The organism is Brevundimonas sp., assembly GCF_035627475.1.
Lineage (GTDB): Bacteria > Pseudomonadota > Alphaproteobacteria > Caulobacterales > Caulobacteraceae > Brevundimonas.
Map to the genome: position 1 here is coordinate 95886 of NZ_DASPLR010000045.1, position 18710 is coordinate 114595.

22 protein-coding genes are annotated in these 18710 nt (G+C 71.0%); 5 read left to right on the top strand and 17 right to left on the bottom strand.

All coding sequences use genetic code 11. The annotated features are described in order from the left end of the window. Positions 1-35 precede the first annotated feature (35 nt). The gene (gene grpE, locus VEA62_RS12075) at positions 36-629 is read left to right on the top strand and encodes a nucleotide exchange factor GrpE (RefSeq protein WP_414641899.1); all 594 of its coding nucleotides are present in this window, start codon (positions 36-38) and stop codon (positions 627-629) included. 186 nt (positions 630-815) lie between these two features. Here the strand turns inward: grpE and VEA62_RS12080 are convergent, their stop codons facing one another. Both VEA62_RS12080 and VEA62_RS12085 read right to left on the bottom strand, forming a co-directional pair. Further along, positions 816-1718 (bottom strand): dienelactone hydrolase family protein, encoded by a 903-nt coding sequence (locus VEA62_RS12080; RefSeq protein ID WP_324821963.1) that lies wholly within the window; start codon positions 1716-1718, stop codon positions 816-818. Between the two features lie 99 nt (positions 1719-1817). Next, positions 1818-2183 (bottom strand): hypothetical protein, encoded by a 366-nt coding sequence (locus VEA62_RS12085; RefSeq protein ID WP_324821965.1) that lies wholly within the window; start codon positions 2181-2183, stop codon positions 1818-1820. A 289-nt stretch (positions 2184-2472) separates the two neighbouring features. On the opposite strand from VEA62_RS12085, the gene dnaK reads away from it, so the two are divergent. The 3 genes from dnaK to dapB all read left to right on the top strand — a co-directional run bounded on the left by dnaK (position 2473) and on the right by dapB (position 6559). Then, positions 2473-4389 (top strand): molecular chaperone DnaK, encoded by a 1917-nt coding sequence (gene dnaK / locus VEA62_RS12090; protein ID WP_324821967.1) that lies wholly within the window; start codon positions 2473-2475, stop codon positions 4387-4389. Between the two features lie 169 nt (positions 4390-4558). After that, positions 4559-5743, top strand: a complete 1185-nt coding sequence (gene dnaJ / locus VEA62_RS12095; protein WP_324821969.1) for a molecular chaperone DnaJ — start codon at positions 4559-4561, stop codon at positions 5741-5743. A gap of 66 nt (positions 5744-5809) precedes the next feature. Beyond that, positions 5810-6559: a 4-hydroxy-tetrahydrodipicolinate reductase gene (dapB, locus tag VEA62_RS12100; RefSeq protein ID WP_324821971.1), complete on the top strand. Its 750-nt coding sequence runs from the start codon at positions 5810-5812 to the stop codon at positions 6557-6559. A 142-nt stretch (positions 6560-6701) separates the two neighbouring features. Here dapB and VEA62_RS12105 read toward each other — a convergent pair whose 3' ends face one another. The 3 genes from VEA62_RS12105 to coaBC form a co-directional block, all read right to left on the bottom strand. After that, positions 6702-7064: a hypothetical protein gene (locus VEA62_RS12105; protein WP_324821973.1), complete on the bottom strand. Its 363-nt coding sequence runs from the start codon at positions 7062-7064 to the stop codon at positions 6702-6704. 74 nt (positions 7065-7138) lie between these two features. Next, positions 7139-7588, bottom strand: coding sequence for a dUTP diphosphatase (gene dut / locus VEA62_RS12110; protein ID WP_324821975.1), 450 nt, complete (start codon positions 7586-7588; stop codon positions 7139-7141). A gap of 14 nt (positions 7589-7602) precedes the next feature. Next, entirely contained in the window at positions 7603-8844 is a 1242-nt protein-coding gene (gene coaBC / locus VEA62_RS12115) for a bifunctional phosphopantothenoylcysteine decarboxylase/phosphopantothenate--cysteine ligase CoaBC (RefSeq protein WP_324821977.1), read from the bottom strand. A 117-nt stretch (positions 8845-8961) separates the two neighbouring features. On the opposite strand from coaBC, the gene VEA62_RS12120 reads away from it, so the two are divergent. After that, complete coding sequence (locus VEA62_RS12120) at positions 8962-9477, top strand: S-type pyocin family protein (protein ID WP_324821979.1); 516 nt, start codon at positions 8962-8964, stop codon at positions 9475-9477. Between the two features lie 16 nt (positions 9478-9493). On the opposite strand, the gene VEA62_RS12125 is transcribed toward VEA62_RS12120, so the two are convergent. From VEA62_RS12125 to VEA62_RS12180, 12 genes are all read right to left on the bottom strand, one after another. Continuing rightward, the gene (locus tag VEA62_RS12125; protein WP_324821981.1) at positions 9494-9910 is read right to left on the bottom strand and encodes a helix-turn-helix domain-containing protein; all 417 of its coding nucleotides are present in this window, start codon (positions 9908-9910) and stop codon (positions 9494-9496) included. A 161-nt stretch (positions 9911-10071) separates the two neighbouring features. Next, a complete protein-coding gene (lnt, locus tag VEA62_RS12130) occupies positions 10072-11679 on the bottom strand; it encodes an apolipoprotein N-acyltransferase (protein WP_324821982.1) in 1608 nt (535 codons plus the stop codon). Continuing rightward, positions 11666-12127, bottom strand: coding sequence for an rRNA maturation RNase YbeY (ybeY, locus tag VEA62_RS12135; RefSeq protein WP_324821984.1), 462 nt, complete (start codon positions 12125-12127; stop codon positions 11666-11668). The genes lnt and ybeY overlap by 14 nt, the downstream gene beginning before the upstream one ends. Positions 12128-12137: 10 nt before the next feature. Then, positions 12138-13133 carry a PhoH family protein gene (locus tag VEA62_RS12140; RefSeq protein ID WP_324821986.1) on the bottom strand — a complete coding sequence of 332 codons (996 nt, stop codon included), beginning with the start codon at positions 13131-13133 and terminating at the stop codon, positions 12138-12140. A gap of 2 nt (positions 13134-13135) precedes the next feature. Further along, positions 13136-14566: a tRNA (N6-isopentenyl adenosine(37)-C2)-methylthiotransferase MiaB gene (miaB, locus tag VEA62_RS12145; RefSeq protein ID WP_324821988.1), complete on the bottom strand. Its 1431-nt coding sequence runs from the start codon at positions 14564-14566 to the stop codon at positions 13136-13138. A gap of 44 nt (positions 14567-14610) precedes the next feature. Next, a complete protein-coding gene (locus VEA62_RS12150) occupies positions 14611-15090 on the bottom strand; it encodes a Fur family transcriptional regulator (protein ID WP_324821990.1) in 480 nt (159 codons plus the stop codon). Between the two features lie 27 nt (positions 15091-15117). Further along, positions 15118-15582, bottom strand: coding sequence for a GNAT family N-acetyltransferase (locus tag VEA62_RS12155; RefSeq protein WP_324821992.1), 465 nt, complete (start codon positions 15580-15582; stop codon positions 15118-15120). Continuing rightward, positions 15579-16256 (bottom strand): tRNA (adenosine(37)-N6)-threonylcarbamoyltransferase complex dimerization subunit type 1 TsaB, encoded by a 678-nt coding sequence (tsaB, locus tag VEA62_RS12160; protein WP_324821994.1) that lies wholly within the window; start codon positions 16254-16256, stop codon positions 15579-15581. Before tsaB ends, VEA62_RS12155 begins: the two co-directional genes overlap by 4 nt. A gap of 22 nt (positions 16257-16278) precedes the next feature. Continuing rightward, a complete protein-coding gene (locus VEA62_RS12165; protein ID WP_324821996.1) occupies positions 16279-16668 on the bottom strand; it encodes a helix-turn-helix transcriptional regulator in 390 nt (129 codons plus the stop codon). A gap of 70 nt (positions 16669-16738) precedes the next feature. Then, complete coding sequence (locus tag VEA62_RS12170; RefSeq protein ID WP_324821998.1) at positions 16739-17311, bottom strand: helix-turn-helix transcriptional regulator; 573 nt, start codon at positions 17309-17311, stop codon at positions 16739-16741. 134 nt (positions 17312-17445) lie between these two features. Further along, positions 17446-18003 (bottom strand): NifU family protein, encoded by a 558-nt coding sequence (locus tag VEA62_RS12175; RefSeq protein ID WP_324822000.1) that lies wholly within the window; start codon positions 18001-18003, stop codon positions 17446-17448. A gap of 151 nt (positions 18004-18154) precedes the next feature. Continuing rightward, complete coding sequence (locus tag VEA62_RS12180) at positions 18155-18619, bottom strand: universal stress protein (RefSeq protein ID WP_324822002.1); 465 nt, start codon at positions 18617-18619, stop codon at positions 18155-18157. Positions 18620-18710: the final 91 nt, after the last annotated feature.

Below are 18710 nucleotides of genomic sequence, written 5' to 3' on the forward strand. Positions count from 1 at the left end.
GCGACATTCACGACGACACCCCGACCTCCGAAGAGCTGGCCGCCGACATCGGTGAAACCGAACGGTTTGAAGGCGAGCCCGACGACGGCCTCGGGCCGATCGACGCCCTGATCGCCGAGCGCGACCAGTGGAAGGACCGCGCCCTGCGCGCCGTGGCCGAGGCCGAGAACACGAAGAAGCGTGCCGAGGCCCAGAACAACGACGCCCGCGCCTACGCCATCCAGAAATTCGCCCGCGACCTGCTGGGCGTGGCCGACAATCTGGAGCGGGCCCTGCAGGCGGCGCCGAAGAACGCCGAAGCGGGCGAGGCCGGGCTGGTCACCGGCCTGGAGCTGACCCAGAAGTCGCTGCTGCAGGCTTTCGAGGCCAATAATCTGAAACGCGTGGCCCCCGAGCCGGGCGAGGCCTTCGACCCGCATCTGCACCAGGCGATGATGGAACAGCCCTCCGACACGGTCCAGGGCGGCCAGGTGCTTCAGACCCTGCAGGCCGGCTACGCCCTGTTCGGCCGCACCGTGCGCCCGGCCATGGTCGTCGTCGCCGCCAAGGGCTCCGGCGCGGCGGCGGGCAATGCGGCCTATGCGAAGGCGGCCGACCTCGACGGCGGCAATTTCGACGGGAAGGCCTGATCCGGGGGGACTCCCCGCCCTCGACGCTCCTTACACCGTCATCCTCGGGCTTGACCCGGGGATCAGAGGCGAGGGGCGGGCTGTGCGTGCGGGGCGGCCCCGCGTCCGCCACCGTGCGACATTCCACCGAGCACCGGACGGTCTGATCCTCGGGTCAAGCCCGAGAATGACGGCACGAGCGGGAGATCACCCCTTCAGCCGCGCCTCGAACAGCGCCAGCAGCTTGGCCCAGCCGTCCGCCGCGTCGGCGGCGCGGTAGCTGTCGCGATAGTCGGCGTGGAAGCCGTGCGGCGCGCCCGGATAGACCTCGATCCGGCTGTCCGTCTGGCCGGCGCGCTGCAGCGCGCTGCGCATCGCCTCGACGCTGTCCAGCGGAATGCCGCGGTCGGCCTCGCCATAGAGGCCCAGAACGGGGGCCTTGAGATCGTCGGCCACGTCGACCGGCCACGGGGCGCCGGCGGCGGTCTGCTCCGGGGTGGCGTTGGCCGGCGGGGCGAGGCGGCCGTACCAGGCGACCCCGGCGTCGATCGCCGCGAACCGGGCCGCCGCCTGCCACACCACCTTGCCGCCCCAGCACCAGCCGGTGATCCCGACCTTGTCGGCGTTGGCCCACAGCTGCTGGCTGGCCCAGTCGAGGGAGGCGGCGATGTCGCCCATCACCTGCTCGTAGCCGGCCGCCGCCACGATCTCCTGCACCCGCGCCATCTCGGCGCCGGCCGGGTCCGCAACGCGCACGAAGAAGGCCGGCGCGATGGCGGCGTATCCCGCCTTGGCCAGCCGGCGGCAGATGTCGCGGATGTATTCGTGGACGCCGAAGATCTCCGACACGACCACGACGACCGGGAAGGGGCCGTCGCCCGCCGGTCGCGCCACATAGGCCGGCAGGTTGAAGCCGTCCGGCGCCGGATAGGTCACATTGGCCGTCTCCAGCCCGTCCGCCGGCGTGGTCACCGGGCTGGCCTGGGCGGCGAGCGCGGCCGGCGCGTAGCCGGCGAAGAACAGACCCCCGAGCCCGCCCGTGGCGAGCGCGCGACGGCTGAAGCGGAAGTCGTCGGGCTCAGAGCCCTCGGGACGGACGAGGTCTGGCATCGGGGCCTCCATCGTGGAAAGCGGGACAGTGGCGCGGCTTCCCCGGGCCGTCGAGTCACGGGGGAGTGATAGGGGCCCTGTCGGCGCCTGTGGCGACCTTCACCGCGTCAGATAATAATCCGCGATGCGGCAGACGTTGATGTTCTCGCGCAGCAGGACCTGGCCGCCGGCCAGTTCGGCGCGCAGGTCGTAGAGGCAGCCGCCGGCGCCGTCGTCGATGGTCACCGGCGTGCTGGCGCCGCTCGGCACCGGGGTTCCGCCCAGCAGATCGGCCCCGAAGGTCCCGGTTCGCACGTCGGCCGCCTGCAGCTTCTGCAGCGCCACGCCGGTCTGGTTGTGGACGCGGACGCGGCGGTTCTGGCCGTCGCGGGACTGGCCGCCCTGCGCGGCGGCGGCGTCGGCCAGAATCGACACGCCGAGCGAGGCGGCGATCAGGGCGGTGGTGAACAGTCTGCGGGCGAGCATGGCCCCTCCTCCTGACCCGCGCGCCGGCGGATCGTTAACGCCACTATATGCCTTTGCGCGCTTCGTGACACACCTGACGGAGACTGACGCTGAATCGCGATCAGGCCTTGCGGGCGGGGGGCTGTTTCCCATATCCGCGACAGCCGCCGGAAAACCCCGCAGATCGTGGGGCTTTGCGCCGGAACCGTACAATCGACCCAAGACCCTGACACCGGGGGCGGTCACGCGCGGCGCTTAGCTTTGAAAGGCCGCCGCACCGTCCGCTGAAATGGAGTGAAAGACAAAAAACATGGCCAAGATCATCGGCATCGACCTGGGCACCACCAACTCGTGCGTGGCCGTCATGGACGGCAAGAACCCCAAGGTCATCGAGAACGCGGAAGGCAACCGCACGACTCCGTCGGTCGTCGCCATCCAGGACAATGGCGAGGTGCTGGTCGGCCAGCCCGCCAAGCGTCAGGCCGTGACCAATCCGACCAACACCTTCTTCGCCATCAAGCGCCTGATCGGCCGCGCCTTCACCGATCCGGTGGTGGCCAAGGACAAGGGCATGGTGCCCTATGAGATCGTCAAGGGCCCGAACGGCGACGCCTGGGTCAAGGCCCACGGCAAGGACTATTCGCCCCAGCAGGTCTCGGCCTACACCCTCGGCAAGATGAAGGAGGCCGCGGAGGCCTACCTCGGCGAGACCGTCACCCAGGCCGTCATCACCGTCCCCGCCTATTTCAACGACGCCCAGCGCCAGGCCACCAAGGACGCCGGCAAGATCGCCGGCCTCGAGGTGCTGCGCATCATCAACGAGCCGACCGCGGCCGCGCTCGCCTACGGCCTCGACAAGAACGACGGCCAGAAGATCGCCGTCTACGACCTCGGCGGCGGCACCTTCGACGTCTCGATCCTCGAGATCGGCGATGGCGTGTTCGAGGTGAAGTCGACCAACGGCGACACCTTCCTGGGCGGCGAGGACTTCGACCTGCGTCTGGTCGACTACCTGGCCGACGAGTTCAAGAAGGAGCAGGGCGTCGACCTGCGCCAGGACAAGCTGGCCCTGCAGCGCCTCAAGGAAGAGGCCGAGAAGGCCAAGAAGGAGCTGTCCTCGACCACCCAGTACGAGGTCAATCTGCCGTTCATCACCATGAACGCCTCGGGCCCGCTGCACCTCAACATCAAGCTGTCGCGCGCCAAGCTGGAGGCCCTCGTCGAGGATCTGGTCCAGCGCACCATCGAGCCGTGCCAGAAGGCCCTCAAGGACGCCGGCCTCAAGGCCTCGGACATCGACGAGGTCGTCCTGGTCGGCGGCATGACCCGCATGCCCAAGGTGCAGGAGGCCGTGAAGGCCTTCTTCGGCAAGGAGCCGCACAAGGGCGTCAACCCGGACGAGGTCGTGGCGCTGGGCGCCGCGGTCCAGGCCGGCGTGCTGCAGGGCGACGTCAAGGACGTGCTGCTGCTCGACGTGACCCCGCTGACCCTCGGTATCGAGACCCTCGGCGGCGTCTTCACCCCGCTGATCGAGCGCAACACCACCATCCCGACCAAGAAGAGCCAGGTGTTCTCGACCGCCGATGACAACCAGTCGGCCGTGACCATCCGGGTCTTCCAGGGCGAGCGTCCGATGGCGGCCGATAACAAGATCCTCGGCCAGTTCGACCTGATGGGCATTCCGCCGGCCCCGCGCGGCATGCCGCAGATCGAGGTCGCCTTCGACATTGACGCCAACGGCATCGTCCACGTCACGGCCAAGGACAAGGCGACCAACAAGGAACAGTCGATCCGCATCCAGGCCAATGGCGGCCTGTCGGACGAGGACATCGAGAAGATGGTCAAGGAAGCCGAGGCCAACGCCGCGGCCGACAAGGCCCGCAGGGAGCTGGTCGAGGCCCAGAACTCGGCCGACAGCCTGATCCACTCGACCGAGAAGGCACTCGCCGAACACGGCGACAAGGTCGGCGAGGCCGAGAAGACCGCCATCCAGACCGCCCTCGACGACCTCAAGGCGGCCAGGGACGGCACGGATCCGGAAGCCATCCGCGAGAAGACCAACACCCTGGCCCAGGCCTCGATGAAGCTGGGCGAGGCGATGTACGCGGCCTCGCAGGGCGCGGGCGACGGCGCTGCCGCCGAGGCCCCCGCCGACGACGGCGTGGTCGACGCGGAGTTCGAGGAAGTCTCGGACGCCGACGCCGGCGACGAGAAGAAGAGCGCGTAAGCCACAGGCTTCGCGAAACCGCTGCGGCCCCGCTTGTCACCCGACGGGCGGGGCCGTTTCATGGAACTTGCATCAGTCGGCCGGGCGCCCATGTCAGCCCGGTCAGCCTGTTCGGTCAGCGGCCCCCGGAGGCGGCGACGGAACGGCAGGGTAAGAGGACGAACGCCAGATGGCGACGCGTGACTATTACGAGATCCTGGGCGTCGAACGGACCATCGACGCCGCCGGGCTGAAATCGGCCTATCGCAAGCTGGCCATGCAGCACCACCCGGACCGCAACGGCGGCTGCGAGGACGCCATGGCCCGCTTCAAGGAGATTTCCGAGGCCTACAGCGTACTCTCGGACGAGCAGAAGCGCGCCGCCTACGACCGCTTCGGCCACGCCGGGGTCAACGGCGGCGGCGGCAATCCCTTCGGACAGGGCGGCGCGGGCTTCGCCGACGTCAACGACATCTTCTCCCAGGTCTTCGGCGACGCCTTCGGGGACGTCTTCGGCGGCCGGGCCGGAGGCGGCGCCCGCCAGCACGGCCCGCGGCGCGGCTCGGACCTGCGCTACGACCTCGAGATCACCCTCGAGCAGGCCTACAAGGGCGCCGAAGTCGAGATCGCGGTGCCCACCACCGCCACCTGCGAGACCTGCGAAGGCTCCGGCGCCAAGGCGGGGACCAAGCCGGTCACCTGCACCACCTGCCAGGGCGCCGGCCGCGTCCGCACCGCCAACGGCTTCTTCCAGGTCGAGCGCACCTGCCCGCGCTGCGGCGGCCACGGCCAGATGATCGCCGAGCCCTGCACCACCTGCCACGGCCACGGCCAGGTGCGGAAGAACCGCAAGCTCCAGCTCAAGGTCCCCGCCGGCGTCGACGACGGGTCGCGCATCCGCCTGTCGGGCGAGGGCGACGCCGGCCAGCGCGGCGGCCCGCGCGGCGACCTCTACGTCTTCATCTCGGTGACGCCGCACGAACTGTTCGAGCGCGACAACCTCGATCTGCTGGTCACCGTGCCCGTGCCCATGACCACGGCGGCGCTCGGCGGCGAGATCGACGCCCCCTGCCTGACCTCCGACGCCTGCGACGGCCGCTGCAAGGCCGCCGTCTCGGTCCCGGCCGGCTCCCAGACCGGCAAGACCGTGCGCATCAAGGGCAAGGGCATGCCCCACCTGAACGGCAAGAACCGCGGCGATCTGGTGGTCGAGCTGTTCGTCGAGACCCCGACCGACCTGACCCCGCGCCAGAAGGAACTGCTGGAAGAGCTGGCCGCCTCCCTCGGCGACACCCAGACGCCGCGCAACTCCTCCTTCGCCGGCAAGGCCAAACGGTTCTGGGCCGATATCCTCGGGGCCGAAGCCGCGCAGTAGGCCCCTTGAGGATGACGTTCGGCGGGAAAACCTTCACAGTGGCGCCGACATGTTCAGGGGACTGATTTGAGCGCCATCTTCCACGTCGGCATCTCCGGCGCCCGCGGCCGCATGGGCCGGGCCGTCTCGACAGTCCTGGACGCCCGCGAGGATGTCGTCGTGGCCGCCCGGTTCGACCGTGGCGAGACGCCGGACCTGTCCCTGTGCGACGTGATCATCGACTTTTCGACGCCCGACCACTCCGTCGAGCTGGCCCGCGCCTGCGCCGCGCGCGGCGGCCCGGCCCTGGTCATCGGCTCCACCGGCCTCAGCCCTGAACAGGATGCCGAAATCCTCAAGGCGGCCGAGACGGTGGCCATCGTGCGCAGCGGCAATTTCTCGCTGGGGGTGAACATCCTGATCGGCCTGGTCGAACACGCGGCCCAGCGGCTCGACGCCGCCGACTGGGACATCGAGGTGCTGGAGACCCATCACCGCCGCAAGGCCGACGCCCCCTCGGGCACCGCCCTGATGCTCGGCGAGGCCGCCGCCAGCGGTCGCGGCGAGGATCTGGCCGCGGTGCGCAGTCCGCCCTACGACGGCATCACCGGCCCGCGTGAGTCGGGCCGCATCGGCTTCGCCTCGCTGCGCGCCGGCGGCGTTATCGGCGAGCACACCGTGCTGTTCGCCTCGGACGACGAGACCCTTACCCTGAGCCATTCGGCCATCGACCGCTCGCTGTTCGCGAGGGGCGCCGTCGTCGCCGCCGCCTGGGTCCGCAGCCGCAAGCCGGGCCTCTACGACATGCAGGACGTTCTTGGTTTTCGGCAGGCCTAGCCTGCCTGGGCCGCTGCCGCTCGCGACGCGGTCGCTCGCTGCGTGAGCGCCGTCATGCGCGGAGCGCCGGGCCGCGTCGGGTCGGGAGGCCCGAAGGGCCGACGACCGCGGCCCGCCAAGGACAACTGAAGACCGCCAGCTCTCAGTGCGCGTGCTTGCGGTGGCCGACACCGCCGGTGAACAGCGACTTGATCAGGAAGAACACCGCGATGACGATCGCATAGCCGAGGAACAGGGCCAGCACGCCCATCCAGAAGCTCAGGGTCAGCAGGTCCGGCAGGACGAAGGCGGCGCCGTCCAGCACGGGCCGGATCACGCCGATGGCCACATGCACGAGGGCCGCGCCCAGCGCCGTCGCCCACAGCCGGCTCCACGCCGGCATCAGCAGGGCCGCGATCACCGCGATCAGCAGGCCCGTGACCTGGTTGACGCCGTCGAACCCGCCCTGGGCAAGGCCGAACACGCCGCCCAGGATGGCGCCGATCCAATCGAACAGGGACTCCATACGCCAACCTCCGTCTCTCTGCGGCCAGCTTGGCCGTGAGCAGGGTTAACGCCGCTCCGGCGAAATGGCTCCGCTTAGCGCCCGGTCGAGCCGAATCCGCCGGCGCCGCGGGCCGTTTCGTCGAGGGTTTCGACCTCGACCAGGGCGGCCTGCTCGTGCCGCGCGATGACCAGCTGGGCGATGCGTTCGCCGCGCCGGATCACGAACGGCTCCTGTCCGTGGTTGATCAGGATGACCCCGACCTCGCCCCGGTAGTCGCTGTCGATGGTGCCGGGCGAGTTCAGGCAGGTCAGGCCGTGCTTCAGCGCCAGGCCCGAGCGCGGCCGCACCTGGGCCTCGTAGCCCGGCTCCAGCGCGATCTTCAGCCCCGTGGGAACCAGCGCCCGCGCGCCGGGCGTCAGGATCACCGTCGCGTCGTCGGCCAGCGCCGCCCGCAGGTCCATTCCCGCCGAGCCGGAGGTCTCATAGGCGGGCAGCGGCAGGCCTTCGGCGTGCGGCAGGCGTTCGACGCGGAGGGTCGTCATGGTCGGCTGAATCCTCAGGCTCTGAAATGTTCGGCGATCCGGGCGGCCAGCCTGCGCGCCACCTCGGTCTTCGACTGGCGCGGCCAGGACTCGGCGCGGCCGTCGCGGGTGAACAGGGTGACCGTATTGCCGTCGGCCCCGAAGACGTCGTCGGAGACGTCGTTGCCGACGATCCAGTCGCAGCCCTTGCGCGACAGCTTGGCCCGGGCGTTGGCCTCAAGGTCCGTCGTCTCCGCCGCGAAGCCGATGACCAGTTTCGGCCGCGACTTCCCGGGCGCCGACACTCCCGCCAGGATGTCCGGGTTTTCGATCAGGGCCAGCGACGGCGGACCGCCCGGGGCCTTCTTGATCTTGCCCGAGGCCACGCCGTCGACGCGCCAGTCGGCCACGGCGGCGCTCATCACCGCGATGTCCGCCGGCCCCTCTTTCGTATTCAGCGCCGCCTGCACGGCCGCCTGCATCTCCCGCGCGGTCTCGGCCCAGACCCGCTCCACCCCGACCGGCGCCGCCAGCGCCACCGGCCCCGACACCAGCGTCACCCGCGCGCCCAGGGCCGCCAGCGCCTGGGCGATCGCATAGCCCTGCTTGCCGCTGGAGCGGTTGGTCAGGCCCCGCACCGGGTCGATCGGCTCGAAGGTCGGCCCGGCGGTCACCACCGCCGTACGGCCCGCCAGAGGCCGTCCGTCGGGCCCGGCCAGCAGGTCCTCCATGGCTTCCAGGATCGCCGCCGGTTCGGCCATCCGCCCCGGCCCGAACTCGCCGCAGGCCATCTCCCCCTCGTCCGGGCCGACCACCGCCGCCCCATGGAAGCCGTCGAAGCCCTTCAACCGGGCGACATTGGCCTGCACCGCCGGATGCAGCCACATCCGCACGTTCATGGCCGGGGCCAGCAGCACCTTCTTGTCGGTCGCCAGCAGGGTGGTCGAGGCGAGGTCATCGGCGAACCCGTTGGCCGCCTTGGCGATCAGCCCGGCCGTCGCCGGCGCCACCACCACCAGGTCGGCCCAGCGCGACAGCTCGATATGGCCCATGGCCGTCTCGTCCTCGGGCATGAACAGCGCCTGGCGCACGGGATGGCCGGTCAGGGCCGCCAGCGACATCGGCGTGACGAACTCGGCGCCCGCCGCGGTCAGGACGCTCATCACCTCGGCCCCGGCTTTTCTGAGGAGGCGCACCAGCTCCAGCGCCTTGTAGGCGGCGATGCCGCCGCCGACGATCAGCAGGATCTTGCGTCCGGAAAGCGTCGCTGCGGTCATCCCGTTGATCTAGCGATCCCGCCGCACGGCGTCGAGGGAGGCAGACCGAAACAAGAACATTGCATGAACAAGATAACGTCGTTATGGACTCTGCGGGGATTTCGGATGGAGGGTTCGATGATCGGCAGAAACATGCGAACGGGCGCGACGGCGGCGCTGGCGCTGATAGCGCTGGCCGCCTGCGGCAACGGGGGATCGGCGGTCGAGACGCGGGACCGGGCGGCCGAAGGCGCGGAGGCCGTGCTGACCTCGGCCGCGGGCGCTCCGGCGGCGGCGGCCGAGGCCCCGGCGAAGGCGAGGCCTGTGCTGACCGCCAACCGCCGCGAAACCGTCGACGCCAAGGTGGCGCGGCTGTTCGAGCGTAACGGGGCCGACTTCGACGCCGCCTCGGCGGAGGACTATCTGTCGAAGGTGCGGGCCTTCACGGAGCGGCCGCCGTCGGGAACCGAGCGGATCGAGCGGCCCAACGGCGACGTGCTTCTCTACCAGGCCTCGACCAACACCTTCGCCGTGGTGTCGCGCGAGGGGTTGGCCAAGACCATGTTCAAACCGCGCGACGGCGCCGCCTACTGGGCCGAGCAGAAGGCGGCCGCGCCAACCTTCGGGCAGCGGCGGTCGTCGACGGCGGATTAGTGGGCGCCGGCGGGGCTCAGGCCTCGTCGGTTTCCTTGCGGTCGGCCATGTCGCGGATCAGTTCCAGCGCCAGCTTCTGCTGCCGGGTCGACAGCTGGGGCGCCAGGCGGCTGATCTCGATGGTGTAGCGCGTGGCCGGAAAGTCATGGTCGAAGGTCGACCCGCCCTCGGCCATGCCGGCCAGCTGGGCGCCGTTAAGACCCTCGAAGAAATAGCCGATGTCGACCTTGAAGAAGCGCGCGATGTCCCAGAGCTTGGACGCGGAAATCCGATTGGCGCCCTTCTCGTATTTCTGGATCTGCTGAAAGGTCAGGCCGAGGGCGCGACCGAGATCACTCTGGTTGTAGCCGAGCGCCAGCCGCTTCTCGCACACGCGCCGGCCAACATGCCGGTCCACGGGATGGGGTCCATCCTCGCCCTTGCCTCTGGCCATTGTTCGTCGTGCCCTCTCGTGGGTTAAGCTTGCATTGAATGCGCCTGCTTCGCCCCGCTGTCACGGAAAAACGCGCGGTTTCAGGACCGGGCGCAATCAGCGGTAGCGTAACCGTTTAAGCCCCTCTCCGCCCACGAGAAAGTCGCCGAAATGGGACAGAATTAGAGCCGGAAGAGGCCGGCGAATCGCCGCCTCAATCGTCCGGACACGGCCAGGGGAGCGAACCCCGCGAGCAGGCCGAGGGCGAACAGCAGATCGCCGAACCGGCCATAGACGGTCACCCCGGCCGGGGCCGGCAGGCGGGCGTCGATGACGCCGCTCTCGCCGGGCTCCAGCCGCTGATCTCCGACCACCCGCCCCCACGGATCGATCATGGCCGAGACACCGGTGGGGGTGGAGCGGACCACCGGCAGGCCGGTCTCGATGGCGCGATAGCTGGCGAGGTTGAGATGCTGCAGGGGCCCCGAGGTCCGTCCGAACCAGGCGTCGTTGGAGATGTTGGCGATCCAGCGCGGCCGCTCCGCCCCGCCCGGGGTGAAGCCGGGATACAGGCTTTCGTAGCAGATCAGCGGCTGGACCGGCGGCAGGCCGGGGATGGCGATCGGCGCGGGCCGCGGCCCGGCGCTGAAATCCAGCGGCATATGGGTCAGGCTGCGGACGCCGAGCGCCCCCAGCAGGTCCCCGGCGGGCAGGTATTCACCGAACGGCACCAGCCGGTATTTGTCGTAGGTGGCGGTGATGCGCAGGCCGTCGCCGCCCTCGTCGGACAGAGCCAGCAGGCTGTTATAGTAGCGGGCGCCGTCCGGAGCGGCTGGATCGGCGACGCCGCGCCCGAGCCCGAGGATCAGGGTCTGCCCCGGCTGGACCGCCCGCGCGATGGCGATGGCGTCCGGCGATCCGGAGGCGAAGACCTGGTTGGCCGAGGCCGGCAGCGCCCCCTCCGGCCAGATGACGACGTCGGGGACCACCGCGCCCGCGCGCGCGGTCAGGTTCACATAGCGGTCGACGATGCCGCGATAGGCCTCGGGCGTCCATTTGGACTCCTGGGGCACGTCGGCCTGGACGATGCGAACCACCGTATCGGTCAGGACCGGCCTCGCCGCCGAAAGCCGCGTCGCCCCGCCGACGACCAGCGCCGCCAGCGCCAGCGCCCCCAGGGCGGCGGCGCCGATGCGGCCCTTGCGCGATCCAGCCCCCGCCAGCGGAGCGAAGGCCGAAACCGCCGCCACGGTCACCAGGCCGAGGCCGTAGACCCCGACCACCGAAGCGAATTGCGAAGCCGCCGAGCCGGCCTTCCAGCTGGCCCCGGCCGGGTTCCAGGGAAAGCCGGTCAGCACGTGGCCGCGCAGCCACTCCAGCAGGCAGAAGAAGGCCGCGAAGACGAGGGCCCGCCCGACGCCCCCGGGATTGAACCGGCGGTAGAGCGCCGTGGCCGTTCCCCAGAACAGGCCCAGGCCGATGGGCAGCAGCGAGGCTGCGAACGGCGCCATCCAGGCCTGGGCCGGATTGACCAGGAAGGCCTCGGCCACCCACCAGCAGCTGATGAAGAAATAGGCGAAGCCGGCCAGCCAGCCCATCCAGAAGCCGCCCCGCACCGTCGCCGACCGCTCGGCCAGCAGCATCAGCAGCGGATAGCCCAGCAGGCCGGGCAGGACGCCGAACGGAGGATGCGCCAGGGCCGCGCCCGCGCCGGCCGCCAACGCCAGGGCGATACGGCCGAGGCGCAGGATCAGGCGGCCGCGGCGGGAGGCGGGATCAAGCTTGAGCATCGGCCCTGTATGGGTCGGCGACGCCCAGACTGGCAAGGATGCTCCGCTCCTCGGCCTCCATCTCTTCCGCCTCGCCTTCGTCCTCGTGGTCGCGGCCCAGCAGGTGCAGCACGCCGTGGACGGTCAGGTGTGACAGATGGTCCGCCAGCGTCTTGGCCTGCGCCCGGGCCTCTTCCGCGCAGACCCCATAGGCCAGCACCAGATCGCCGAGGTGCGGCGCCCGCCCCGGAAGCGGCATCTCCGCCGCCGGGAAGGACAGCACATTGGTCGCCCGGTCCCGGTCCCGGAAGCGGGCGTTGAGGTCCCGCACCTCCGCGTCGCCGGTCAGCAGCACGACCACGTCGCCCTCGACCGTCCCCAGCGCCGCCAGGGCCGCCCGCTCCGCCACCGCGACCGCATCGGCCAGGGCGGCCGTCCAGGCCTCGTCCTCGACCTCGACCTCGATCATGCGCCCACCCTCACGAGTCCGGGTCTTCCAGGTCGGCGGCCGGGCGGTGCTTCGCCGCGTCGGCGTCGTAGGCGCGCACGATGCGCTCGACCATGGCGTGGCGCACCACGTCCTGGGCCTCGAAGGTCTGGATGGCCACGCCCTTGACGTCCCTCAGGATGCGCAGGGCGTGGCGCAGGCCGGAATCGCGCGGGTTGAGCAGGTCGATCTGCGACGGGTCGCCGGTCACCACCATCCGCGCGCCCTCGCCCAGCCGGGTCAGCACCATCTTCATCTGCAGCCGCGAGGTGTTCTGGGCCTCGTCGACGATGACGAAGGCATGGGCCAGGGTGCGGCCGCGCATGAAGGCGATCGGGGCCGCCTCGATCTCGCCCTTGTCGCGCCGCCGGCGCACGTCGTCCGGCCCGAGGATGTCGTTCAGCGCCTCCCAGATGGGGGCCAGATAGGGATCGACCTTCTCGTTCAGATCGCCAGGCAGGAAGCCCAGCTTCTCGCCCGCCTCGACCGCCGGGCGGGTGATCACCAGCCGGTCGACCTGCCCCCGGCGCAGCAGCGAGGCGCCGTAGGCCGCGGCCAGGAAGGTCTTGCCCGTCCCCGCCGGCCCGACCCCGAAGGTCAGTTCGCAGCGCGACAGCATGTCCAGATAGTTGGCCTGGGCCGCCGTCTTGGGCGCGATCGCCCCGCGCCGCCCCACCGGCAGGGCGATGGCGTTGGGCGCCACGGTCCCCTGCCCGTCCCTCGGCTGCGTCGCCGCCGCGCCCAGCGCCGTGCGCACGTCGGCCTCGGTGATCGTCGCCCCGGTGTCGGCCCGCTCCGCCAGCGTCTGGATCACACGTTTCGCCTGGGCCCGGTCCCGGGTCGAGCCGTTGATGGTCACGCCGCCGCCAGGCGCCTCGACCAGCACCTTGAAGGCGTCCTCGATCAGGGCGACGTGGCGGCTGTGGGGGCCCACGACGGCGCGCAGGGCGGCGTCGTCAAGCGCCAGGAACTCACTCTCACGCGCCATATCTACAGGGTCCCTATCGCTCGACGCGTGGCGTCTCGCTGCTTGAGGGACGCGCCCTCCTGGTTCGTGAGCCGGCCGGTCAAGGAATTCTGCTGTCCCGTCAGTATCTCCACCGGAACGATCCGGCCGATCAGATGATCCGCGTCGTCGACATGCACCGACTGCAGATACGGCGAGCGGCCGACCGCCTGGGCCCCGTGCCGCCCCTTGCGCTCGAACAGCACCGGCAGGGTCCGCCCCGCCTGGCTTTCGTTGAAGGCGACCTGCTGCTCCGTCAGCAGGGCCTGCAGGGCGTGCAGCCGCTCGCGGCTGACGGCGTCCGGAACCTGCGCCGCCATCGTCGCCGCCGGGGTTCCGGGACGCGGCGAATACATGAAGCTGAAGGCGCTGGCGTAGTTGACCCGCCGGACCAGATCGAGGGTCTGCTCGAAATCGGCGTCGGTCTCGCCCGGGAAGCCGACGATGAAATCCCCCGACAGGGCCATGTCCGGCCGCGCCGCGCGGATGCGCTCGACCAGGTCGAGATATTTCGCCCGCCCGTGCTTGCGGTTCATCAGCCTCAGGATGCGGTCCGATCCCGACTGCACCGGCAGGTGCAGATACGGCATCAGGGCGTCGAGCTCGCCATGCGCCGCGATCAGCTCGTCCGACATGTCGTTGGGGTGGCTGGTCGTATAGCGGATGCGGTCCAGCCCCGGGATCTCCGCCAGGGCACGCGCCAGCCGCGCCAGGCTCGACGGCTTTCCGTCCGGCCCCTCGCCGTCGTAGGCGTTGACGTTCTGGCCCAGCAGAGTGACCTCGCGCACGCCCCGCGCCGCCAGCTCGCGCGCCTCGGCCAGCACGTCGGCGACCGGCCGCGACCACTCGGCGCCCCGCGTATAGGGCACCACGCAGAAGGTGCAGAATTTGTCGCAGCCCTCCTGCACCGTCAGGAAGGCCGTCACCCCCTCGCCGCCCCGGGGGACCTGCAGGGCGTCGAACTTCTCGTTCGGCGCGAAGTCGGCGCCGATCCGCTCGCCGCGCGCCCGCGCCGTTCGGGTCAGCAGCTCCGGCAGCTGGTGATAGGCCTGGGGCCCGACCACCAGATCCACCGCCGGCTGCCGCTTCATGATCTCCTCGCCCTCGGCCTGGGCCACGCAGCCGGCCACGGCGATGGTCATGCCGCCCTCGCGCGCCTCCTTCATCGCCCGCAGCTTGCCGAGCTCGGAATAGACCTTCTCGGCCGCCTTCTCGCGGATGTGGCAGGTGTTGAGGATGACGAAGTCGGCGTCCTCGGGCGTGTCCGTGGCCGCATAGCCGAGCGGGCGCAGCACATCGGCCATCCGCTCGGAGTCATAGACGTTCATCTGGCAGCCGTAGGTCTTGATGAACAGGCGCTTGGTCGGCGCGCCCGCCTCGTCCGCGACCGGCGGCGAAACAAGGGTTTCGGTCATGGAGGGACTTCTAATGCCCCCGCGCCCGTCGCGCCATGCCCGCGTCAGTCGACGTCGGCGGGATCGGCCCGGACCGCGTGGCGTCGAAAGATCAGCCCTTCGCGCTTCGACGGTTCGGCCCCGTCGATCGGCTTGCCGTAGAGCTCCAGCTTGTGGCCGATCAGCTCATAGCCCAGCCGCTCGGCGATCTCGGTCTTCAGCCGCTCGATCTCGGGGTCGAAGAATTCGATCACCTCGCCGGTGCGGGTGTCGATCAGGTGGTCGTGGTGGTCGTCCCCGGCCTCTTCGTAGCGCGAGCGGCCGTCGCCGAAGTCGTGCTTCTCGACGACTCCCGCCTCCTCGAACAGCCGCACCGTGCGGTAAACGGTGGCGATCGAGATGTGCGGATCGATCGAGGAGGCGCGGCGGTACAGCTCCTCGACATCGGGGTGGTCGTCGGCGCTGGACAGGACGCGCGCGATGACGCGCCGCTGCTCGGTCATGCGCATGCCGCGCTCGGCGCAGAGTTTCTCGATCCGGTCCATCGGCACAGGATAGGCAAGCCGGGCCGCCTAGGGAAGCGCGCCGTCCAGGTTCAGCGCCAGAAGCAGGGCGTCGCGGCGCGATCCGTCCGGCGCGGCATAGTAGCCGGGGCGCCGGCCGGCCTCGACGAAGCCGGTTCCGGCATAGAGGGCCCGCGCCGCCGCATTGTCTCCGGCGACCTCGAGGAAGACCCGGACCGCCCCCCGCTCCACCGCCCCGGCCAGGCCCTCGAGGACCAGCCGCCGGCCCTCCCCCGCCCGCCGCGCGGCGGGCCGAACCGCCAGGGTCAGGATCTCCGCCTCGTCGGCGACGGCGCGCATCAGGATGAAGCCGTCCCGCGCCTCGACCGCGAACACGCCGGCCTGGTCCAGAAGCCCGGCGAAGGCCGCCGCGCTCCACGGCGTATCGTGCGGTCCGGCGAAGGCCTCGGCGTGGATAGCGGCGAGGCGCGCGGCCCGCTCCGCGGCGGCGGCGGGCGGCTCCCGGCCGGTCACGGAGCGGGGGGCCGGGGCTGCCCCGGCAGACGGGTCGGCGGCGTGGCGTCAGGGGCGCGCAGATACACCGGCCGGGGCGGGGAGGCCGCCGGATCGGCCGCCGCCGTCAGCCGGGCGAGCGCCTCTGGCGTCGGACCGGGAAGGTCCATCACCGCCGCGTCTGGGGCCCCGTCCGCGATCAGGGCGGCGCCCGAACCGATCAGTCGCGCGCCCGACCCCCAGGCCGCCACCCTGTCCCGCGCCGCCTCGAGCGACAGGGCCTCGGCCGGCCCCTGCGCGGCGCCGTCCCGCCAGAAGCGCGCATAGACCTGTCCGCGCCGCGCATCGATCAGCGCCGCCACGGCTCCGTCTCCGCCCGCCGACGCCGCCAGCCCGTCCAGCGTCGAGAGCCCCACCACCGGCCGGTCCAGCGCCGCGCCCAGCCCTTGGGCGAAGGCCAGGCCGACGCGCAGACCGGTGAACGATCCCGGCCCGACCGTGACCCCGATCCGGTCGACGCCGCCGAAGCCCCCGGCCTCGGCCACGGCGTCACGCACCATCCCCGCCAGCCGCTCCTGATGCCCCTTGGCCATCGCCTCGGAGCGCAGGCCGAGCACGCGCGCCTCGCCGCCGTCGACGTCGAACACCCCGGCGCTGCACAGGTCCAGCGCCGTATCGACCACCAGCACCCTCATGCCCCCGCTCCAGGGCCGGCCTTTACTCGTCGCGAGCGAGCGCCCGCACCACCCGGGCAACCGCCTTGCGCAGGTCGCGGTCCTCGATCAGCGGAAAGGCCGAGGCGACCGCCCGCCCGTCCGCCGTGGCCGTGATGTGGCGCAGCGCCTCCCAGCCGGCGTCGGAAGGCCCGCGCGCCGTCTGCACCGGCGGGAAGAAGGCCTCGACCGAGGTGGCCAGCACAGTCGCCACCCGATGCAGCCGCGAGGCCGAGATGCGGTTCTGCCCGGTCTCGTACTTCTGAACCTGCTGGAAGCTTATGCCGAGCTGCTGCGCCAGCGCAGTCTGCGACAGACCCATGGCCGAGCGGCGCAGGCTGATCCTCGCCCCGACATAGGCGTCCACCTCTTCCGGTCCGCCGATCCTGGCCATGGCCGCGCTCCCGCTGTTCACGACGGAACAGTTTCACGTAACCAGGCCATTTGCAACCAAATCGTTTCATCTACATGTCCAGCCGGGCGACGACCGCCGACACCTGCCGGGTCGCGGTCCGCGCGATCCGCTCCTCGCCGCCCCGCACACCGCGCACGAACAGGGCGTCGGCGTCGGCCCGGTCGTAGAGGCGCACCCGCAGCTCCCCGTCGGCCATCTCGATGACGCAGCCCTGGTCCCGGCGCGGCCAGCGCCCCGGTTCATACTCCAGCACCACGCCCGACGCCGCCCAGGGCGCCAGGTCGTCGTCGGACAGCTGCAGCCGACGTGCCCCCGTAAGCGGTCCGGCGAAGGGCCGGCCTGCGCTCTCCATGCCCGAGCCCGGTTCGGCAGCGGCGGCGGGCGGGGGGCCGAGCTTCAGCGCCAGCGCCTCGGGAGAGGCCCCCAGCGCCGTGGTCAGCCGGCGCTGCACATCGGGACGGAAAAGGCCGGGCCGCTTGCCCGATTCGTACAGGCCCCAGCCCTGGCTGGTCATGCCCACCCGCTCGCCGGCCTCGGCCTGGCTGAGTCCGGACTCGCGGCGCAGGGCGGCGAGCGCCTCGCCGAGGCGCCGGGCGTCGCTGTCGCTCTCGAACCGGGGCATGGAAAGAATATGGCTCCGCCAGCCTGCAGAAGCGAGGACGGATTTGTTTCAGCTTCACGCCCGCCGCGCCCTTTGCGACATGCGGCACGCGCTCAAGCAGCGAGCCGCCGCACGGCGAGCGATAGCGCCCTGCCTTAAATGACCTGCTCGACCCGCGTCACCTCGGGCACATAGTGTTTCATCATCTGCTCGACGCCGGCCTTCAGCGTGGCCGAGGACGAGGGGCAGCCCGAACAGGCGCCGCGCATGCGCAGGGTCAGCACTCCGGTCTCCAGATCGAAGGCGTCGAACAGGATGTCGCCGCCGTCCTGGGCCACAGCCGGACGGATGCGGCTGTCCAGCAGCTGCTTGATCTCGGCCACGATCTCGCTGTCCTCGCCGTCGGGCGAGGCGCTGTCGAAGGCGCCGCCGCGCATCAGCGGCGCGCCCGAGACGAAATGATCCATGATCGCCGCCAGGATCGGGGCCTTCATCTGCGCCCAGCCGAGCCCGGCCGGGTCGCGCGTCACCGACACATAGTCCGAGCCGAAGAAGACGCCGGCGACGCCCTCCAGCTGGAACAGCGCCTCGGCCAGCGGCGAGGCGGCCGCTTCATCGATGGTGCGGAATTCGCGCGGCTCGGCCGAGACGTCGCGGCCCGGCAGGAATTTGAGCGCGTTCGGATTCGGCGTCGGTTCGGTCTGGATGAACATGGCCGCTAAGTGCGCTCGCGGAGCGGCCCATTCAAGGCGCCGCGAGGCCGCAGCATTCCTCGACCCTCGGGGGAGAGGGACCGCCGCGGGCGGTGGAGGGGGCCGCGCTCAAGCAGCGAGGCGCCGCGCGCCGAGCGATAGCGCCCTGGCGTCAGGCCAGATCCTCGATCTCTTTCTCGGTCAGTTCCCCCGGCACGATGGTCACCGGCAGCTTGCGGCCGGTGAAGGCCGCGCCCTGTTTGACCACCGCGGCGACCAGCGGCCCCGGCGCGCTCGAGCCGGCCGCCAGCACCAGGATCTTGATGTCCGGGTCCTCGCCGACGACCTTGCGGATGCAGCTTTGCGGGTCGCCGCGCTCGATCAGCAGGATCGGCGTGGACCCCGACCGTTCCGCCGCCTCGGCCGCCCAGGCGTTCAGCGTCGTTTCCGCCTCGGCGCGGGTCTGGCGCTCGATCTCCTCGCGCACCCCGGCCCAGTGGGCGTCGGGCGCGGCCTGGGGAATGATCCGCAGCATGACCAGATGGCCGCCGGTCGAGCGCGCCCGCCGCGCGGTGTAGCGCAGCGCCGCCTCGAACTCCGGACTGTCGTCGACGACGACCAGAAACTTCCGCGGCATCGGCGGCCCTCTTCCTCAGCCCGGACACGCTAGCAGATCACGGCCCGGCTCGCGAAGAGCAAGCGCGCGCCGGGCTCACATCCACCCATCG

What these genes read in the sequence shown, in the direction of transcription:
- VEA62_RS12175 (WP_324822000.1), bottom strand. Translation starts at nt 18,003, where the DNA reads ATGTTCATCCAGACCGAACCGACGCCGAATCCGAACGCGCTCAAATTC.
- VEA62_RS12170 (WP_324821998.1), bottom strand. Translation starts at nt 17,311, where the DNA reads ATGCCCCGGTTCGAGAGCGACAGCGACGCCCGGCGCCTCGGCGAGGCG.
- coaBC (WP_324821977.1), bottom strand. Translation starts at nt 8,844, where the DNA reads ATGACCGCAGCGACGCTTTCCGGACGCAAGATCCTGCTGATCGTCGGC.
- VEA62_RS12150 (WP_324821990.1), bottom strand. Translation starts at nt 15,090, where the DNA reads ATGGACCGGATCGAGAAACTCTGCGCCGAGCGCGGCATGCGCATGACC.
- dnaK (WP_324821967.1), top strand. Translation starts at nt 2,473, where the DNA reads ATGGCCAAGATCATCGGCATCGACCTGGGCACCACCAACTCGTGCGTG.
- tsaB (WP_324821994.1), bottom strand. Translation starts at nt 16,256, where the DNA reads ATGAGGGTGCTGGTGGTCGATACGGCGCTGGACCTGTGCAGCGCCGGG.
- VEA62_RS12080 (WP_324821963.1), bottom strand. Translation starts at nt 1,718, where the DNA reads ATGCCAGACCTCGTCCGTCCCGAGGGCTCTGAGCCCGACGACTTCCGC.
- VEA62_RS12165 (WP_324821996.1), bottom strand. Translation starts at nt 16,668, where the DNA reads ATGGCCAGGATCGGCGGACCGGAAGAGGTGGACGCCTATGTCGGGGCG.
- miaB (WP_324821988.1), bottom strand. Translation starts at nt 14,566, where the DNA reads ATGACCGAAACCCTTGTTTCGCCGCCGGTCGCGGACGAGGCGGGCGCG.
- VEA62_RS12105 (WP_324821973.1), bottom strand. Translation starts at nt 7,064, where the DNA reads ATGGAGTCCCTGTTCGATTGGATCGGCGCCATCCTGGGCGGCGTGTTC.
- VEA62_RS12120 (WP_324821979.1), top strand. Translation starts at nt 8,962, where the DNA reads ATGATCGGCAGAAACATGCGAACGGGCGCGACGGCGGCGCTGGCGCTG.
- dut (WP_324821975.1), bottom strand. Translation starts at nt 7,588, where the DNA reads ATGACGACCCTCCGCGTCGAACGCCTGCCGCACGCCGAAGGCCTGCCG.
- VEA62_RS12140 (WP_324821986.1), bottom strand. Translation starts at nt 13,133, where the DNA reads ATGGCGCGTGAGAGTGAGTTCCTGGCGCTTGACGACGCCGCCCTGCGC.
- ybeY (WP_324821984.1), bottom strand. Translation starts at nt 12,127, where the DNA reads ATGATCGAGGTCGAGGTCGAGGACGAGGCCTGGACGGCCGCCCTGGCC.
- VEA62_RS12180 (WP_324822002.1), bottom strand. Translation starts at nt 18,619, where the DNA reads ATGCCGCGGAAGTTTCTGGTCGTCGTCGACGACAGTCCGGAGTTCGAG.
- VEA62_RS12125 (WP_324821981.1), bottom strand. Translation starts at nt 9,910, where the DNA reads ATGGCCAGAGGCAAGGGCGAGGATGGACCCCATCCCGTGGACCGGCAT.
- VEA62_RS12085 (WP_324821965.1), bottom strand. Translation starts at nt 2,183, where the DNA reads ATGCTCGCCCGCAGACTGTTCACCACCGCCCTGATCGCCGCCTCGCTC.
- dnaJ (WP_324821969.1), top strand. Translation starts at nt 4,559, where the DNA reads ATGGCGACGCGTGACTATTACGAGATCCTGGGCGTCGAACGGACCATC.
- lnt (WP_324821982.1), bottom strand. Translation starts at nt 11,679, where the DNA reads ATGCTCAAGCTTGATCCCGCCTCCCGCCGCGGCCGCCTGATCCTGCGC.